At 65.5% G+C, this 16344-nt stretch carries 19 protein-coding genes; 5 read left to right on the forward strand and 14 right to left on the reverse strand.

The window, feature by feature from the left end:
- Positions 1 to 28 precede the first annotated feature (28 nt).
- Together HBNXHr_RS09905 and HBNXHr_RS09910 are read left to right on the forward strand one after the other, a co-directional pair.
- Positions 29 to 1399, forward strand: a complete 1371-nt coding sequence (locus HBNXHr_RS09905; RefSeq protein ID WP_275881997.1) for an MATE family efflux transporter — start codon at positions 29 to 31, stop codon at positions 1397 to 1399.
- A gap of 72 nt (positions 1400 to 1471) precedes the next feature.
- Positions 1472 to 2485, forward strand: a complete 1014-nt coding sequence (locus tag HBNXHr_RS09910; RefSeq protein WP_275881998.1) for an aldo/keto reductase — start codon at positions 1472 to 1474, stop codon at positions 2483 to 2485.
- A gap of 41 nt (positions 2486 to 2526) precedes the next feature.
- Here HBNXHr_RS09910 and rtcA read toward each other — a convergent pair whose 3' ends face one another.
- Positions 2527 to 3546 carry an RNA 3'-terminal phosphate cyclase gene (gene rtcA / locus HBNXHr_RS09915; RefSeq protein WP_275881999.1) on the reverse strand — a complete coding sequence of 340 codons (1020 nt, stop codon included), beginning with the start codon at positions 3544 to 3546 and terminating at the stop codon, positions 2527 to 2529.
- Positions 3547 to 3806: 260 nt separating this feature from the next.
- Between rtcA and HBNXHr_RS09920 the strand changes: the two genes are divergently transcribed.
- Positions 3807 to 4838, forward strand: coding sequence for an NAD(P)-binding protein (locus tag HBNXHr_RS09920; RefSeq protein WP_275882000.1), 1032 nt, complete (start codon positions 3807 to 3809; stop codon positions 4836 to 4838).
- Positions 4839 to 4862: 24 nt separating this feature from the next.
- Here the strand turns inward: HBNXHr_RS09920 and HBNXHr_RS09925 are convergent, their stop codons facing one another.
- Complete coding sequence (locus tag HBNXHr_RS09925) at positions 4863 to 5153, reverse strand: hypothetical protein (RefSeq protein WP_275882001.1); 291 nt, start codon at positions 5151 to 5153, stop codon at positions 4863 to 4865.
- 109 nt (positions 5154 to 5262) lie between these two features.
- A complete protein-coding gene (locus HBNXHr_RS09930) occupies positions 5263 to 5394 on the reverse strand; it encodes a DUF1328 family protein (RefSeq protein ID WP_275883713.1) in 132 nt (43 codons plus the stop codon).
- A gap of 345 nt (positions 5395 to 5739) precedes the next feature.
- On the opposite strand from HBNXHr_RS09930, the gene HBNXHr_RS09935 reads away from it, so the two are divergent.
- Together HBNXHr_RS09935 and HBNXHr_RS09940 are read left to right on the forward strand one after the other, a co-directional pair.
- A complete protein-coding gene (locus tag HBNXHr_RS09935; protein ID WP_275882002.1) occupies positions 5740 to 6837 on the forward strand; it encodes a CapA family protein in 1098 nt (365 codons plus the stop codon).
- 111 nt (positions 6838 to 6948) lie between these two features.
- Positions 6949 to 7299: a helix-turn-helix domain-containing protein gene (locus tag HBNXHr_RS09940; RefSeq protein WP_275737069.1), complete on the forward strand. Its 351-nt coding sequence runs from the start codon at positions 6949 to 6951 to the stop codon at positions 7297 to 7299.
- A 408-nt stretch (positions 7300 to 7707) separates the two neighbouring features.
- Here HBNXHr_RS09940 and HBNXHr_RS09945 read toward each other — a convergent pair whose 3' ends face one another.
- From HBNXHr_RS09945 to HBNXHr_RS09995, 11 genes are all read right to left on the reverse strand, one after another.
- On the reverse strand, positions 7708 to 8079 hold the full coding sequence (locus HBNXHr_RS09945; RefSeq protein WP_275882003.1) for an Hsp20/alpha crystallin family protein: 372 nt from the start codon (positions 8077 to 8079) through the stop codon (positions 7708 to 7710).
- A gap of 125 nt (positions 8080 to 8204) precedes the next feature.
- A complete protein-coding gene (locus HBNXHr_RS09950; protein WP_275882004.1) occupies positions 8205 to 8555 on the reverse strand; it encodes a CrcB family protein in 351 nt (116 codons plus the stop codon).
- On the reverse strand, positions 8552 to 8932 hold the full coding sequence (locus HBNXHr_RS09955; protein ID WP_275882005.1) for a CrcB family protein: 381 nt from the start codon (positions 8930 to 8932) through the stop codon (positions 8552 to 8554). Before HBNXHr_RS09955 ends, HBNXHr_RS09950 begins: the two co-directional genes overlap by 4 nt.
- Before the next feature lie 72 nt (positions 8933 to 9004).
- Positions 9005 to 9742, reverse strand: coding sequence for a protein-L-isoaspartate O-methyltransferase (locus HBNXHr_RS09960; protein WP_275882006.1), 738 nt, complete (start codon positions 9740 to 9742; stop codon positions 9005 to 9007).
- A gap of 79 nt (positions 9743 to 9821) precedes the next feature.
- On the reverse strand, positions 9822 to 10499 hold the full coding sequence (locus HBNXHr_RS09965; protein WP_275882007.1) for a protein-L-isoaspartate(D-aspartate) O-methyltransferase: 678 nt from the start codon (positions 10497 to 10499) through the stop codon (positions 9822 to 9824).
- A gap of 4 nt (positions 10500 to 10503) precedes the next feature.
- The gene (locus tag HBNXHr_RS09970; RefSeq protein WP_275882008.1) at positions 10504 to 11151 is read right to left on the reverse strand and encodes an HVO_0476 family zinc finger protein; all 648 of its coding nucleotides are present in this window, start codon (positions 11149 to 11151) and stop codon (positions 10504 to 10506) included.
- A gap of 80 nt (positions 11152 to 11231) precedes the next feature.
- Entirely contained in the window at positions 11232 to 12185 is a 954-nt protein-coding gene (locus HBNXHr_RS09975; protein ID WP_275882009.1) for an aminopeptidase, read from the reverse strand.
- A gap of 61 nt (positions 12186 to 12246) precedes the next feature.
- The gene (locus tag HBNXHr_RS09980; RefSeq protein WP_275882010.1) at positions 12247 to 12738 is read right to left on the reverse strand and encodes a metallophosphoesterase; all 492 of its coding nucleotides are present in this window, start codon (positions 12736 to 12738) and stop codon (positions 12247 to 12249) included.
- Between the two features lie 73 nt (positions 12739 to 12811).
- Positions 12812 to 13321 (reverse strand): DUF3368 domain-containing protein, encoded by a 510-nt coding sequence (locus HBNXHr_RS09985; protein ID WP_275882011.1) that lies wholly within the window; start codon positions 13319 to 13321, stop codon positions 12812 to 12814.
- A gap of 1 nt (position 13322) precedes the next feature.
- Positions 13323 to 13613, reverse strand: a complete 291-nt coding sequence (locus HBNXHr_RS09990) for a UPF0175 family protein (RefSeq protein ID WP_275882012.1) — start codon at positions 13611 to 13613, stop codon at positions 13323 to 13325.
- A gap of 78 nt (positions 13614 to 13691) precedes the next feature.
- Positions 13692 to 16280, reverse strand: coding sequence for an MMPL family transporter (locus tag HBNXHr_RS09995; protein WP_275882013.1), 2589 nt, complete (start codon positions 16278 to 16280; stop codon positions 13692 to 13694).
- Positions 16281 to 16344: the final 64 nt, after the last annotated feature.

The following is a 16344-nucleotide window of genomic DNA, read 5'->3' on the forward strand; positions in this document are numbered from 1 at the left end:
CTTTCCGCAGTGCCCCTGAGTAGGCCTGATGGTCGACCGCGACCGGTTGTTCGAACTCTGGGGCCGGGCCGCATCGCTGTCCTGGCCTGTTTCCGTCCAGCACGCCTTCACAACGCTGATGCGGACGGTCGACATCGTGGTCGCCGGGCTCTTTGCACCCGCCTACGTCACCGCTATTGGACTGGCCGACCTCTACGGTCAGATCCCACTGCGAGTCGGCCTTAGCCTGGGCACAGGCGCGATCGCCATGTCGAGCCAGGACACTGGCCGTGGGGCGAAGCTGACTCGTAACCGGGGGATCACCCAGGCTGTGCTCATCGGCTTCCTGATCGGACTCCCGATGGTCGCGGCCGGGTTCCTGTTGTCGGACGCCGCGATCGCGATTCTCGGTGCGGAACGCGAGGTCGTCCGGCTCGGCAGCACCTACCTCGCGTTGATCTTCGCCGCCGCACCGATGCGGATCGTCGGTCTCGTGGGCTCGCGGTCGTTGCAGGGGACGGGCGACACCGTGACGCCGATGATCGTCAACGGCGGCGCGAGTGTGTTAAACGCCCTTGGGACAGTCGTGCTCGCGCTCGGCGTCGGTCCGGCACCCAGACTCGGCATCGTCGGCATCGGCCTCGCAACGCTGCTCGCCCGGATCGCCGAAGCGGGAACCGTCACCGCAATGATCGCGAGTCGGTGGACCGATCTCGCGTTTGCCCGCCCGCGGTCGCTGACGATCACCGGCCAGTTATTACGGATCAGCGCGCCCAACTTCGCTGAGGGGATGAGCACGTCGCTGGCGAACTTCCCGTTCAACTCGCTGTTGCTGGTCTTCGGGACGGAGGTCAACGCCGCGTTCCACATCGGCCGGCGGATCTATCAGCAGGTCGCCGGGCCCGTCTATCGCGCGATCAATACCGTCACCAGTATCCTGGTCGGCCAGGCGCTGGGTGAGGGTGACGCTGCCGACGCGCGATACACCGGCTTTGCGATGGGGGCGCTCAGCGTCGTTACGATGGGGGTGATGGGCGCGGGACTCGTACTCGGGGCTGGACCGATTGCGGGGGTGTTCACGGACGACGCCCCAACCCTTGGCTACGCGATCGAATTTACCCGGGTGTTCGGCATTTCGATGGTATTCTTCGGGATCTTCTTCCCGTTTGCCGGCGGCCTCCGCGGGGCAGGCGAGACACGAATCCCGTTCTATGCGCGGGCGATCGGCTCGATCGTCTTCATGCTCGGCCTCTCGACGTTGCTGTCGATCGGTCTCGGCTGGGGTGTGACAGGAATCTACGTCGGGCTCGTCGCGAACTACGCCTGCTGGGCGGTCGTCGCCGTTGCCGGCTTTGTCTGGAGTGATTGGGCACAGAAAGCGTCCGGACTGATGGCAGAACGGGCCGGCGTGGCGGAGTGATCTCTCCACGTGGGAGCGGTTCCCACACGGAACGCCCGGAATTTATGCCGATCCCGGCCACAATTCTAGGGGATGTACTATCGACGACTCGGCAAGACAGGACTGGAGGTGTCGCCGATCGCGCTCGGAACCTGGCGCTTCGGGATGGAACACGAGGAGACTGGTGTGGTCGAAACAGATCGGCAAGCAGCCCACGAGCTCTTAGACGCCTACGCCGAAGCTGGTGGCAACTTCATCGATACCGCCAACGGCTACGGCGGCGGTGACAGCGAGCGCTGGATCGGCGAGTGGCTCGCCGAACGGGACCGCGAGGACTACGTCGTCGCCTCGAAGTGTTTCTGGTCGAAGGAATCCCGGTTTCAGGAGAACCTTTCACGGAAGAACGTCCGCGCGGAAGTCGAAGGATCGCTCGACAGACTCGACACTGACTATCTCGATATTCTGTATCTCCACCGCTTCGACGACGAGACGCCGATTGAGAAAACCCTGCGGACAGTCGACGACCTCCTCAGCGAGGGGAAAGTCCACCACGTCGGCCTCTCGACGGCCGACGCCTGGAAACTCACCAAGGGGCTCTGGAAGGCCGACGTCAACAACTACGAGGCCTTCACCGTCACGCAACCGCTCTTTCACGCCGCCTACTACGAGGACGTCGCCGAATATCTCGATGTCTGTGCAGATCAGGACCTTGCGGTCGTCCCGTACTCGCCGCTGGCTGGCGGGTTCCTGACGGGGAAGTACGAGCGCGTCGGCGACGGCACCTACGAACTTGATGCCCCCGAGGACACCCGCGCGCAACTCGACGAAATGTTTGAGGACTGGTACGTTTCCGAGCGTGGCTGGCACGTCCTCGATGCGGTCCGAGCGGTCGCCGACGAGGTCGGTGCCACACCCGCGCAGGTCGCCCTGCGGTGGCTGATCGACCAGCCGGACTTCACGTGCGTCCCGATCGTCGGCGCGCGGACAGTCGAGCAGCTTGAGGAGAATCTCGGCGCGCTCGATGTGACAATCTCGAACGAACAGTTCCAGCGCATCTTCGCGGCCCGGTACGACGAGGACGGCAACCTCTATAAGACGAACGCGTGATCGGGACGGGGCGAAACGACGCCTGGTCCCGTTACAGGGGTCTAGGGTTCGCCGAGAAGGACCGTCCCGTCGTCGGTCCGTCCGATCCGGACATCGAAGCCGAACGCATCGAAGAGATCGACGTGGGTCTCGACGTGGTCCGTGACCCGGGGGATCCGCACCTCGCCGCCGACGGTGGCCAGCCAGGGGATCAGCTGGTCGGCCAGGTGCCCGTCGACCGCCGCGCCGGTCTCGTGAGCGGTGAGCGCCGCGTCGACAGCGTCGTCGGCGACGTCCTCGGCCGGTTTTCCAGGCTCACCCAGTGCGTCAGCACCGATCACGCCGTTCTCGTATGCCAGGACGACGAGAGCGACTGTCCCCGTCGAGTCAGCGGAAACGTAGCGCGTGGCCCGTTCGGTCACCTCGATGTCGACGTCGGACGCTGCCAATCGTTGGCATGCCTGTTTCGCCTGGCGTTCGGCGACGTCGCTATCTGCGAGATCCGTCGTTGCGGTCGAGTGGATGCGAGCGCGCTCGGGCTGGCCACGGTCGCGAAGGTGGAGGGCTGACGGCGTCGACGGAGCCAGCGACAGCGTCGCCTGGCCGCCACCCGCCGGATAGAGCCCCGTTCGTTCGACGTCGACCGCGGCCTGGAGGGCGCTCCGGCGGAGCAAAGGGAGTTTGACCCGGCGATACCAGGGCATCGACGGCGACCACGCGACGCTGGTGCCGCCGGTTGCTGTGAGGGAAAGCGGTCGATCCAGCGCACTCGCGATCGGAAGCACGGCATCGAAAAGCAATGTCACGCTGCCCGCCGTTCCGATGGCCGCCTCGTAGTGGCCACCCGTCGGCTCCGCCGGCTCGAAGGTGATAGTCGACTCGCCCACTTCGGCCCCTTCGACGCTCGCGTTAGTGATGTCGGCGACGGTCTGGAGGGCGGTCAGGTGTTGTGGTTTGAGCCCGGGTTCCGGTCGGGAACCACGAATGTTCTCCATCTCGAAATCCGTGGTCGTCAGTGCCGACAGCGTGAGCGCCGACCGGAAGAGTTGCCCCCCACCGTCGCCCCCGTCGAGTTCGAGCATGCCGACTCTTCGGCCGGTCGGGTCCTGAATGTATTGTCGCTGTTGCGGTGAGCAACGGTTTTGCCGACCCCGGACGTAACATCGACCGGCCGATGACGAGCGACTGGGCCGAGCCGGGGTGACTCCCCGGTGATGACGAACCCTATGAGTGCCGAGGCCAGCGTTCTATATCGGGGAGACAACACCGTCTTCGATGCAGAATCACCGCGAGGACGAAGTCCGTCCGAAGGACTATCCGAGCGTCGACCGAATCACCGCCAGTGACACGGATCGGCATCATCGGCGCTGGTGCGGCTGCGGCCGCGGCGGCCTGGGCCATCGATACCCATAGCGATGCGACGATCACCGTCGTCGAGAAGTCGGGCGGGCTCTGTGGGCGTGCGGCGACGCGCCGCCGCGGCGCGGTGACCTACGACTACGGCGCGAACTACCTCACGGCGGCGGATGATCGCGTCGTCGATCTCATGACCGAGACCCTCGACACCGAGGGACTGGTCGATATCGACCAGCCAGTGTACACCTTCGACAGCGCAAGCCACGTCACGGAGGGCCGAGACACCGACGAGCACAAGTGGAGCTACGAGCAGGGGTTGACACAGATCGCCAAGCGACTGTTCGGGCGGACCGCAGCGACCGTCCACCGCAACACCAAAGCGACAGCCATCCATCGCAGGGGCGACCGCTGGGAAATCGTCGCTGGCGCGGAGCGGTTCGGCCCCTTCGACAGCCTGCTGGTCAATCCGCCAGCGCCCCAGACCGCCGCGCTGCTCGCCGACAGCACCTGGGACGATCCGCTCCGGGCGGAGTTGACCACCGCGTTGGAGACCGTGGACTTTCGGACAGTCTGGACGGCGATCGTGGGGTATCCGTTCGAGATCGAGCGGCCCTACTACGCGCTGGTGAACACCGACAAATCCCACGCCATCGGCTGGATCGCGCGCGAAGAGTGCAAGCCAGGTCACGTCCCCGCTGGCGAGTCGGTGCTGCTCATCCAGGCCAGCCACGACTGGTCGGTCACACACTACGACGACCCGCCGGCCGAGAACGTCACTCGCCTCGCAGAGATGGCCAGCACGATCCTCGATGACGAGCGACTGGCGACGCCGGCGTGGTCGGACTGGCAGGGCTGGCGGTACGCGCAGCCGGAGACTGACGCGCCGACGGCTCTGCTCCGGGCCGCCGAGGGGCACGATCTGTACTGTCTGGGTGACTGGACGGTCGGGACGCCACGGCTCCACGGGGCGCTTCGGAGTGGGCTCGAGATCGCCGATCGCGTTCGACAGTCGCGCTGAGGGGGCGAGCAGTCGACCGGGAGGTCAGTCCGTCAGCGCGGCGAGATGCTCGCGCGCTTCCGTACGGGTCATGCCCCGGACGCCGCAGGCACACGAAAACAGTTCCGGCTCCTGTGGGTCATCGACCTGCGTGCGATCGACGCGCCTGAGACAGTCATCGTCGGCATCGTACGCGAAGGAATACCGATAGCTCACCTGCGTGATCCCCTCGATCCGGTGGGTTTCGTCGGGGTCGGGATTCGCGATAGCGGCGGCGTGTTCGGCCTGCATCGAGTCTTGCCACGCTTCGAGCGTCCGCTCGGGGTCGTCGGGCATACCTGCGGTTTGGTGGCCACTGCCAACAGGGTGTCGGCGTGAAAAGGAGTTGTGGCCGGCCACGGAACAGGTGGCTGGTGATCGTCCGATCAACGGCCGACGAGCCCGGCTACAGGACGAGCGTGATGATCGCCAGGACGACGAAGATGATGACCAGCCACTTGGCGATGTCCATGCTGACTCCGGCGACCCCCCTGGCGCCGACGGCTGCCGCGACGACGGCGATGAGCAGAAACAGGATCGCCCACCGAACTCGGTCTTGTTCCCATCAAGATCGACGACATGCGAGCGAGGATGGCCGACGAAGAGACAAGTTGATTCCTGAAACGGTCCCTGAATCGGCTGCAAACTACACCCTCGGGTTCGCAATCGGAAACGAGACGTTCGTCACCTGGCCAGTCGAGACGAGTAGCGACTGAAACCGGCGGTCTTGCTGCCATCATCGACCCTCAACCCACGAAAGACACCGACGATGGTGTCCTGAGCAAGTCGTTCACCCGCCCCGATCTAAGATGATGGTGAGTGACAACCGGAGTCGGTCGTCCCCCGCAGGGTTGAAACCGCCCGCACCCGATAGTAGCGGCGGATGACGTGGACGCGTCGAACGCTGCTAGCGGGGCTTGCGGGCCTATCGGGGTGTCTCGGTGCGCCGCGCCGCCGAGGGCGGGACCGTCTCGACGCGGGGTCAGCGGACGCCCGAATCGGCTTCGTCGGCGACGTAATGTTCGGGCGAGGCGTGAACGACCAATGGACTGACGGCGATCCCGCGGCCGTCTGGGGAACCACACTCGAACGGCTCCGGACGCTCGACGGCCTCGTCGTGAACCTGGAAAGCTGTATCGCCAGCGCCGAGGAGGGCGAGCGATGGCCGGGCAAGACCTACTACTTCCGGGCCGATCCCGAATTCGCGGTGCCGGCACTCGAAACAGCGGACGTCTCGGTCGCCGCACTCGCCAACAATCACGTGCTGGATTTCGGCGAACCGGGGCTTCAGGAGACGCTCGCCAACCTCGATAATGCGGGCATCGCCCACGCTGGGGCAGGGCCGGACCGAAATGCGGCCCTCGAACCTGCTATCACGGAAGCAGGTGGCATCACTGTAGCGACGATTTCGCTCACCGACCGATGGCCCGCCTACGCCGCGGGGGAGCACAGCCCTGGCACGGCCTACACACCACTGGATCGGTCCGCGGGTGGGACGCGTGCGCTCGTCCGGGATACCCTCGCCCGCGCCGAAGCGGCCGATCCGGACCTCGTCGTCGCCTCGCTCCACTGGGGGCCGAACTGGGAGACGTCCCCGAGTCCCACCCAGCAGGGGTTCGCCCGCTGGCTCGTCGACCGCGGCGTAGACGTGGTGCACGGCCACAGCGCCCACGTCCTCCAGGGCGTCGAAGTGTACCAGGGCCGGCCAATTATCTACGACGCTGGCGACTTCGTCGACGACTACATTCACAAAGAAAAGGTGCACAACAAGCGCAGCGCACTGTTCGAGTTGGTCGTGACCGACGGTCGCCTCGACGAGCTCCGGCTCGTCCCGGTCGAGATCGAGAACCGAGCCGTCTCTCTGGCTGATGCCGACATTTCCCGGTGGCTACACGAAACGATGGTCGACCGGTCGGAGCCGTTCGGTACCGCGGTCGAACGGGCCGACGACGGCGCGGTCGTTCCACTGGGATCGTGCTGACGGAGATGGGTGGGAAAGTAAGTTGATCGCTGTCGAACAGTGGACGTTTGAGAGAACGAAATACATAGATACAAGCATACATTTTTATCTCTTGCCGCCGATTCGTCTAGTATGCCCATCAGTATCGACAAATTCGAATCGCACGAGCCCGAAAGCGAGGCGACGAACGCCGAACGGGTAGTGCGCTTTCTGGCCCGGAACCACGAGACGGCCTACCGAGCCGTCGAGATCGCGGAGGCAACGGACATCAACGAAAACTCGATTCACCCGGTATTGAACCGGCTCGAAGAGCGCGGAATCGTCCGGCACAAGGAACCGTATTGGGCGATCGGTGATCTCGAAACCGTCCGCGAGACGATGGTCTTCAGTTCGACAGCGGCGTTTCTCGACGACGAACTCGGAACGGAGAGCCGTGAAGAGTGGTTGGCTGCCGCCCACGAGGGCGCGGAGCGCGACGAGTGACTCGAACCGGCCCGTCCTTTGATTCACTCAAACGAGGACACGCTGTTTTGGCCCCAGACCCGTTCAAGGCGGATGAGGACGCGACACGACCATGGGTCGTCGTGAATAACAGATCCCATCCGTTCGACAAGGAACAATACATCGTGATGGGTTTGACCACGCAGTCGTGGTACGACGAACGGATCCCACTTGAGGAGAGTGACTTTCGTCATCGCAAAGCTCCCCGGGAGAGTTCTCTCGTTCCCCACGCTGTCGCATCACTCAAGCCGGAACTGATGACTGACTATGTCTGCCGCATTTGCGACGAACCACTCGATCGAGCAGTCGAGACTCTCACAGGATATCTCTGAGGGCTGCAACGGAACGGTGTCGATCACAAACCGGTACGAGGACGACGGTCCGGCCGGGTCAGGCCTGCACCTCGATCTCCTTCCCGCGGGTGGTCGCACCCGCCATCACCGGCAGCCGGACTTCGAGGATGCCGTTGTCGTAGTCGGCCGCGATCGCCTCGTCGTCGATGGTCTTCGGGAAGCGGAACCGACGGTGATAGGTCCGACGCTGGTTGCGGCTCTCGTCCTCCTGTTCGGCGGCGATGTTGAGGACGCCGTCGTCCCAGGTGACCGTGATCTCCTCGGGATCGAAGCCCGGCAACTCGACGCTGAGGACGAACTCGTCGTCCTCCTCGTACAGTTCGTAGTCGCTGCTACCGGTTTCGAACAGTCGACTCGGGAAGTCCATGCCCTGCATCCATGAGCTTGCTGGGCTCGTGGGCAGTGCCATGGCTGATCACCTCGAATGCAGTTGATGATTGTCCGCGATTCATAATAAATTTTGCGTGGATTGTGTATTCATGCCATAGCACCCGAACACCACCAGACAACAGCGCACTGAACCGACGGGAGTGTTCATCCCAGGACGATACCGACCAGCAGCGATCCCAAGCCGACGGCGACCATTGCGGCGACGAGGTGGACTGACGCGTTGGCGAGGGCGCGACGCTGTTTCCCGGTCTCGTAGAGCCGAACGGTCTCGAACGCGAACGTCGAGAAGGTCGTGAACGCGCCACAGAAGCCGGTCCCGAACGCCAGCGCGATCGGATCGCCGAGCGGTGCGGCCACGATCGTCCCCAACAGGAAGCTTCCGATGACGTTGACAGCGAGCGTGTCGGCGTAGTCAGTTTCGACGCGCTGGCCGACCAGATGACGCGCGAGTGCGCCCAGTGTCCCACCGACCCCGACAAGCACAGCCGAATTCATACGAGCCCCCGGGCGACCGCGCGGCCGGCGAGGACACCCGCGATACCCAGCCCGTAGTTCGCCAGAACGTTCCCGGCGGCGAGTGTCGGCGAGAGTGCAGCCGTCTCGACCGCGAAGGTGCTGTAGGTGGTAAACGACGACAGAAAGCCGGTCCCGGCGAGCAGGCGGGTCTCGGGTGCGATCGCGTTCGCCAGGTGACGCTCGTACAGCAGGACACCAAGTCCGAAACTCCCCAGTGCGTTGGCAGCGAGCGTGCCGTAGATCGACGTTGGCATCCCCGTCGCGAAGGCGTATCGAAGGATCGCACCGGCGAACCCGCCGACGGCGATCAACACCAGCGGTTCGACGCGCGCGAGCGAGTGACTCTCGCCTGCCATTGACAGCCGTTCGCCGAGGGGATACACCTGCGTTACGATACGTGTACGGTCGATCGCTGGGTACCAGCAGGGTCAGTAGCCGTCCCAGTCGATCCAGTCCTGTTCCCAGCCGGTCCTCGATTGGGCGGCCTGCTGGGCGCGCTCGCGGTCCTCGCGGTGGGTCCGGTTGCGTTCGACGGCTCCGCTTTGCTCGCCCTCGACGAGCAACGGGGCGAAGGCGACGCCGCCGTGACGCTCGGTGACGTCGCCGTCCTCGACGGTCACGAGCGTCTGGTCGCCTGTGCCGAGGGGCATGACGAGTCGGCCGTCAGGGGCGAGCTGGTCGAGCAGCGCACGCGGGGGGTTCACCGCCGCGGCTTCGAGCAGAATCCGATCGTACGGCGCGTATTCCGGGAGGCCCTCGCTGCCGTCCCGGCAGTCGACGAGCACGGCATCGTAGCCGGCGCTGGCGAGATTCTCGCGAGCCTCGTACACCACCCGGCGGGTGATGTCGACGGCGTGGACGCGCTCGGGGCCGACGATCTCCGCCGCGAGGGCGGCCGTGTATCCAATGCCTACGCCGACGATCAGGACCGAATCGTCGGGCTCGGGCGCGAGCGCGTCAAACAGTCGGGCGACGGTACTCGGTGCGAGAACCCGCGTTCCGAGTCGCTCGGTCTCGCGATCGGCATACGCCGTGCGGTCGTCATCGAAGAAGTCGTGGCGCGGGACGGATCCCATCGCACTTGCCACGGCTGCCTCGCTGAGGAGGCTCGCACGCCGGTGGCGGAGCCCGTCGACCATGTCCTCGCGCAACACCGCATGGTCCATACGCGAGATTGCGACCGCACCCTAATGAACGTCGCGCTCGCCGGCGGTTCGAGACGGCAATCCCGCTCCGACGACCCGGCTACGTCCCGCCCTGCATCTGGACGAACCGCACACCGCCGAAGGTCTCGCGTTCGGTCGAGCCATCCGGACGTTTCTGAACCCGCACGAGCGTCTGTCGACGGTCACCGATCGGCCCGAGGAAGATTCCGCCCGGTCGAAGCTGATCGAGAAGCGCGTCCGGCACTGCACTGGCCGCCGCAGTCAGGTAACTCCGGTCGTAGGGCGCGTGTTCCGGCCAGCCGTCGTGGCCGTCGCCGACAGTGATCGAGATGTCCCCATAGCCGAGTTCGGCGAGTCGATCACGCGCGCGCTCGGCCAGTGAGGAATGGTACTCGACGCTGTAGACGTTCTCCCCGCCCACGACCTCGGCGGTGACGGCCGCGTGATACCCACAGCCGGTGCCGACCTCCAGCACTTCATGGCCGGGTTCGAGTTCGAGACGGTCGACCATGATGGCCACCATGTGCGGCGCACTGATGGTCTGGCCCTCGCCGATCGGCAGCGGCCGGTCGGCGTAGGCGTGTCGGCGCTTCCTTTCGGGGACGAACTCGTGGCGAGGGACTGCTTCCAGGGCATCGAGCGCACGCTCGCTGACGCGCTCGCGCTCCCGGAGTTGCTCGATCAACTCGTCGCGCTGGCGCTCGAAACCGCTCTCGCCATCACCGGACCCCTCACCGCCGGAGTCCCGCCAGCCCATGCTCTCACCACGCCGACCATGCGTCGCTGGTCTCGTCGCGGAGATACAGCCGGTTGATGTCCTTTGCGAAGGCCTTGTCGTTGTCGTGATCGAGTTTCTCGTGTTGGTACCCGACAGCGTCGTCCCGGAGGTGGATGCCTTCGACGGTAAAGGAGAAGTCACCGAGGTCGTCGGTCGCGCCGACGACGAACTCGTAGTCGCCGGGGACGTGCAACTGCTCGCTACGGGTCTCGTCGCGGGCCCCCGACTTGGGATGGACGGTCGCGTTGACGGCGACGTTGCCCACCGCACGCGTCCAGATCGTCTCGACGTCTTCGGTCTGAGCCTCCTCGACGCGACCCTCGTCGAGTTCGAGACTCGTGATCCGGACGGTCATGATCGCTTCATCGGTCTCTAAGAGGAACTCCTCGCCGACGGCCAGCGTCTCCTCGGCCGGCGGCTCGGTCGTCGCCTTGAAGGACTCGCCGTCCTGGGAGACGACAACGTCGCGCTGGACCGTCTGCTCCTCGGGGAGGGACGTCTTGTGGACGTGATCGCACTCCGTACATCGGACCGTTGCCTGCCCGCCAGTCGAAAGCACCTCGTGGACCGTCTCCAGATCCGGCGAGCACGCCGGACAGGGGAGCCCCACTCGCTGTGAAGATTCGCTCATGGTCGTTGGTACTCGGTGGGAACGTAAAAGGTCGCCGTCGCCGCGCTGTGAGAGACGGCTGTCTGGACCGGCACCCGACACTACGGCGTCGGCAAGTCGATCTCCTCGCCGTCGGCGTAGACCGTCGGGTTCCGGAGAATCCCGTCGAGGTGGATCGGCGCGTCGGTGTCCCCGCCGATGCCGGCGTCGTCACCGACCGCGAAGTGGACAGTGCCGCCAGCTTTCTCGTCTAAGAGGACCGAGCCCACGAGCTGAGAGACCCCCACGTTCGTGCCGATGCCGAGTTCCGCGAGATTGTAGGCGTCTTCGCCGACCTCCTCGGCGGCGGTTTCGACTTGCTCGCGGATCGTGTCGTCGTCGATATCCGTGACGTAGCCGTCCTCGACTTCGAGACGGATCGAGTGACCCTCCTCAAGCAAGCCGTGGGGAGCCATCGTGCCCGTAACGACGATCGTTCCGTCGGCGGTCTCCGGACTCAGGAAGATCTCGCCGGCCGGCAGGTTCGACATCGCACCTGGGTCGTGGACGATCCCGGTGTCGAGTTGCCACTCTCTGTCGCCCGGCTGGAGCGTGATGTCGGTTCCCTCTGGCGAGGTGACCCGAAGTTCCGTGGCGTGCTCGACGGCTTCGAGCAGACGCTCGCTCGCCGCGCGGATCTCCTCGTAATCGACGGCCAATCCTGTTTTGAAGACCTCCTCGGTGATCCCCGGCAGCGTCGCCACGCGACCGCCGGCGTCGGTCGTGTCAGTCCGCGCCCGGGTGTGGGTCAGGCTCTTGGTCGTCGGCGCGAGGACGACGTCGGCACTCGCCATCGCCGTCGCCACCGGTTCCGGCGGTTCCTCGCCGTGCTGATCGCCCGGCGGGTACTGGATGATCATCGCCTCGTCGGTCGTCTCACTCGCGACCGCATAGAGCGCCTCGCCGATCGGCCGGCGCTCGTCGTCGGTCACGATCAGACACGACTCCTCGCTGTCGAGGGCCAGACACTGTCCCACTGCGGTCTCGGCCGGGCCCCGTAGCTCTGAGTCACTCATGGACGCCGGTATGGTGTGGGGAGAATAGTGTGTTTCGTCCGCGGGTCGACCTGACCCCGATTCAGTCGAGTTCGAACGCCTCGATCTCGCCCGTCTCGGTGTCGATGACGACGGCCGCCTGGGGGGCCGGCGCTTCCGGAATCGGAACCCCGCCGGGATTGAGCCGGACCGTCCCGTCGCGTTCCTCGCTGACTCGTTCGTGGGTGTGGCCGTGGAGGACGTAGTCGTAGCTCCCTGACTCGACCAGCGCGTCGACGATGGCGTCGCTGGTCCCATGATAGACCGCAAAATCAACCCCGTCAAACGTCAACTCGCCCATCTCACCGAGATACGTGCCGAACTCCGCGACGGTGTCGGCGAGCGCCCACTCGCCGTCGTTGTTGCCGCGGACGGCATAGAAGTCGAAGTCCGCGTCGAAGGGCGTCGCCGAAAACGGCGCGACGATGTCGCCGCAGTGGATCACGGCTTCGACATCCTCGACGATGAACCGCTCGACTGCTCGCTCGATCACGTCGCTTGCGTCGTGAGTGTCCGCGATGACGCCGATTTTCATGGTAGATGGCGGTACGGATGGGGTAGTGAAAACGGTTGGCGACCATGATCTCACTGTCGACGCCGGACCGGGCTCAGGCGAGATCCTCGATGCGGCGAAGGAGTTTCGCATATAAGTCCGGCGCGCCGTACCAGCCGGCATCGACCATCGCGTCGATGGTCTCGCGTGCCTCCTCGGCAGTGATCGCGTCTCGCTTGAGTGATCGAAGCACGAGGTATGCCGTCCCGCGCGTCTCGATCCCCTCGGCGGCGGCCACGTCGCGACCGTACTGTCCGTCCATGACGCCGGTCCCATCCCGGGCTGCTGCCAGCGCGAGGACTGCGGCGTCCGCCTCGCTGAGACTGTCGTTCGCTGCCAGGCGTTCGAAGGAGTCCGTTCGTTCCACCGTTGCGACAGTCAGTACGTCGTCCTCGACGGCGCGCTCGACGCGCCTGGCGTCAGCGTGCCCGGCTTCGAGGCCGACCGTGACGACCTCGTCGTAGACGCGTTCTGGAACCAATCGATCGTCTTCGAACGCGGTGAGCATCCCGAGTCGATCGACAGTCGCGAGATAGATCAACGGCGTCGCATCGAAGACGTGCATCTCACAGAGAGTCGATATCGTCCACGAGGTGATCGTCGCCGACCCAGGTCACGTCCCGTTCCTCGAGCAGACGGGTGAAATCCCACACCGACATGTCCGCGAGTTGGGCCGCCCGCGAGAAGGAGATCTCACCGGCCTCGAATCGTTCGATCGCCCGATCGCGTCGCCAGTCTTCGAGCCCCTCCGCAAGCAGTTTCCGAACGGCCGTACTCCGGTCGAGGCGTTCCTCATGGAGGTACGTCTCCAGTTCGTCCTCAAGGTCGTCGGGGACGCGCGCCGAAATCGTTCCCATGTCGTTTACTTTGCACACGATGTATACGAATCTTTCGACTAGTTGGTTCGAAGGGAGCGACGAAACCAACTGACGAACTCAGTCCGAACGCAGCCCGTCGGCAACCACTCGTTCCCGGAGGACGAGCAGGCCGGGCAACATCGTGACGACGGCGACGAACGCGAAGATGATCGCCAGTCCGGTCACGATGCCGAAGCGCCGGAGGGGTGGCGACAGCGCAACGGCCAGAACGCCGAAGGCGGCGGCCGTCGTCGCCGCGCTGGCGAGCAAGGTCCCGCCGGTTCCGGTGATCGTCCGCACGAGTGCGTCCGCGACGGTGTCGCGTTCCTCACGCTCGGCCATGAAGCGCTCGCCAGCGTGGATAGAGTAGTCCACGCCAAGCCCGATCGCGAGGCTCGTGATGACGGCCGTCTCGCTGTTGAAGGAGATATCCAGGGCCGCCATCGCGCCGAGCAGCCACGCCAGCGAGACCACGACGGGCGCGAGCACGAGCGCGCCGAGCGACCACGAACCATAGCGCAGGCCGAACAGTCCAGTCGCGAACACCAGAATGACCACCAGCGTCACCGCGAAAGCTTCGACCAGGGTCTCCAGCAGTGCGTCCTGAATCACGGCAGTCGAGACCGGCGCGCCCGTCGCGACGGCGGTGATCCCGGTCGCCTCGGCTTCGATCCCCTCGGCGAACGTCCGCGTGTCGTCGGCGATGGTCTGGGCCGATTCGCTGGAGCGGACCGAGAGCACGAGTCGCGCCGACGTGATCTTGCCGTCTGCCGACCGACTCAGGACCTGCGAGGCGGCCGCCTCGTCGGCCTCGAACAGCGCGGCGTAGACCGTCTCGACGTTCTCGTCGGGCAGGCCGTCGTCGTTCGCGTCGTTGCGCTCGACAAGCGACGCGAACGATTCGTTGTCGCTTGCGACTGCACGGATCGCGGTGTGGGGACCGTCGAGTGCCGCCCGGCCGTCCGGTCGAAGCTGGATCGAGCTGCCGTCGGAGACGGCCCCTGTGGCATTGTCGAGGGCTGACAGGATCGACCCACTGGCCAGCCCGTCCCCGCGTATCAGCACCTGTGACTGGCCGCCCTCCCCGCGAAGCTGGAAGTTGTCGCTGAGGTACGCGAAGTCATCGGCGATGGTGTAGGTGTCTGGAGCGAGTGGCCCAGGAAGTGACTTGGCCCAGTCCGGTGCGTCGGTCGGCAGGAAGTCGGCCTCGTTGAACTCCGTGTCGATGGTCGTCGCGCCGTAGGCCCCCGCAGTGCCGAGCAGGAGCGCCACGACGACGATCACCACCGGCGCGCGCATGGTGACCGAGCCGAGTTTCTCGAGGACTGCGTTCGCACTCCCGCCCCCGACGCCGAAGGCTGGTTTGGCCCGGCTCCAGCCGAGCCGATGCTCGACGAAGCCGTCGACTTCGATCTTGAGCGCCGGGAGAAAGATACCGAAGGCGACGAACGTCGCGAAGATCCCGCCGGCGCTGAGCACTGCGAAGTCTCGTATCGCCGGCAGTGGACTGACGACGTTCGAAAGGAAGCCGACACCGGTCGAGACAGTCGCCGCCGCGAGCGCCAGGACGACGCTGCCGAGACCGACCGCCATCGCGGTCCGGATGGATCGGTTCCCGGCGTCAGCAGTCTCACTCGACGAACCGCCCTCAAGCGTCCCCGCGCGGGCCTCCCGGTAGCGCATCACGACGTGCAGCGCGTAGTCGATGCTCAACCCGATCAACAGGAAGGGAACGGCGATCAGGATGACGTTCATCGGGATGGCGAGCCAGCCCATCAGCCCCGCCAGCCACGCCATCACGACGCCGATCCCGACGAACGCAAGCAGGATGTCGAGGACATCGCGGTAGGTGATCCCCAGCACCAGCACGATCAGCGCGAGCGCGAAGGGCGTGATGATGGTGAAGCTGTCCCCCGTCGCCCGCGTGGAGGCGTCGTCCTGGATGCCCTGGCCGAAGACGAACGCGTCGGCGAATCGCTCTTCGACCAATCCGTCGATCGCCACCTGGGCGTCGTAGGCAGCCTGCGGATCGCTGTTCTCGCCACTCGCGTCGACCTGGCTGATCAGCGTCAGCCGCGCCTCGGCGCGCGTCTCACCCGGCTCGTACTCACGGGGCAGGAACGCGTAGGGATCGCGCTCGGTCAGCGACGACCCGTCGGGGTCGAGGACGCGTGCGAGCAACCCCTCGACTTCCGCGTCGCTTTGCTCCTCGAGGGCCGCGATCTGGGCGGACAGCGACGGGGGTTCGGCCGGCGGCGGCCCCCCCTCGGCGGTGGCGTCGGCGTAGACGGCGGCCGTCCCGACGAGGTTCTCGATGCCGATCAGCCCCGGTTCGGCGAGCGTTCCGCTGATCGAGTCGTCGGTCCTGACGGTCTGCTGCAATCGAAGTCCCTCGAGCAACGAGTCTCTCGTGAGAACGTCCCCGCCCTCGTCGCGGACGACGAGCTGTGCAGCGATCCCCTCGCTACCCCCGTAGTTCTCCCGGACGAACTCGGCGGCGTCGGTCTCCGCGGTGTCGACCTGGAACTGGCCGACGCCGGCACTCCCCGTTTCGCCGACCGTCGCCCCGGCCGCGACGAGGATCGTCAGCGCCAGGACGGCGAGGACGACGAATTTGCTGTGGGTGGCGATCCAGTCCGCGTATCGGCGAGATATCGTTTCTGACATAGGTTCGTCCGTAATTCGTCGATCCGAGTGGCCGGCGGAGACGGCGATCCCGGAGAGCGGGAAC

The sequence above is a fragment of the Halorhabdus sp. BNX81 genome (assembly GCF_029229925.1).
GTDB lineage: Archaea > Halobacteriota > Halobacteria > Halobacteriales > Haloarculaceae > Halorhabdus.

Excerpts from the sequence above, each read along its gene's own strand:
- HBNXHr_RS09905 (WP_275881997.1), top strand. The coding sequence starts at position 29 with ATGGTCGACCGCGACCGGTTGTTCGAACTCTGGGGCCGGGCCGCATCG.
- HBNXHr_RS09910 (WP_275881998.1), top strand. The coding sequence starts at position 1,472 with ATGTACTATCGACGACTCGGCAAGACAGGACTGGAGGTGTCGCCGATC.
- rtcA (WP_275881999.1), bottom strand. The coding sequence starts at position 3,546 with ATGCTCGAACTCGACGGGGGCGACGGTGGGGGGCAACTCTTCCGGTCG.
- HBNXHr_RS09925 (WP_275882001.1), bottom strand. The coding sequence starts at position 5,153 with ATGCCCGACGACCCCGAGCGGACGCTCGAAGCGTGGCAAGACTCGATG.
- HBNXHr_RS09935 (WP_275882002.1), top strand. The coding sequence starts at position 5,740 with ATGACGTGGACGCGTCGAACGCTGCTAGCGGGGCTTGCGGGCCTATCG.
- HBNXHr_RS09940 (WP_275737069.1), top strand. The coding sequence starts at position 6,949 with ATGCCCATCAGTATCGACAAATTCGAATCGCACGAGCCCGAAAGCGAG.
- HBNXHr_RS09945 (WP_275882003.1), bottom strand. The coding sequence starts at position 8,079 with ATGGCACTGCCCACGAGCCCAGCAAGCTCATGGATGCAGGGCATGGAC.
- HBNXHr_RS09950 (WP_275882004.1), bottom strand. The coding sequence starts at position 8,555 with ATGAATTCGGCTGTGCTTGTCGGGGTCGGTGGGACACTGGGCGCACTC.
- HBNXHr_RS09955 (WP_275882005.1), bottom strand. The coding sequence starts at position 8,932 with ATGGCAGGCGAGAGTCACTCGCTCGCGCGCGTCGAACCGCTGGTGTTG.
- HBNXHr_RS09960 (WP_275882006.1), bottom strand. The coding sequence starts at position 9,742 with ATGGACCATGCGGTGTTGCGCGAGGACATGGTCGACGGGCTCCGCCAC.
- HBNXHr_RS09965 (WP_275882007.1), bottom strand. The coding sequence starts at position 10,499 with ATGGGCTGGCGGGACTCCGGCGGTGAGGGGTCCGGTGATGGCGAGAGC.
- HBNXHr_RS09970 (WP_275882008.1), bottom strand. The coding sequence starts at position 11,151 with ATGAGCGAATCTTCACAGCGAGTGGGGCTCCCCTGTCCGGCGTGCTCG.
- HBNXHr_RS09975 (WP_275882009.1), bottom strand. The coding sequence starts at position 12,185 with ATGAGTGACTCAGAGCTACGGGGCCCGGCCGAGACCGCAGTGGGACAG.
- HBNXHr_RS09980 (WP_275882010.1), bottom strand. The coding sequence starts at position 12,738 with ATGAAAATCGGCGTCATCGCGGACACTCACGACGCAAGCGACGTGATC.
- HBNXHr_RS09985 (WP_275882011.1), bottom strand. The coding sequence starts at position 13,321 with ATGCACGTCTTCGATGCGACGCCGTTGATCTATCTCGCGACTGTCGAT.
- HBNXHr_RS09990 (WP_275882012.1), bottom strand. The coding sequence starts at position 13,613 with ATGGGAACGATTTCGGCGCGCGTCCCCGACGACCTTGAGGACGAACTG.
- HBNXHr_RS09995 (WP_275882013.1), bottom strand. The coding sequence starts at position 16,280 with ATGTCAGAAACGATATCTCGCCGATACGCGGACTGGATCGCCACCCAC.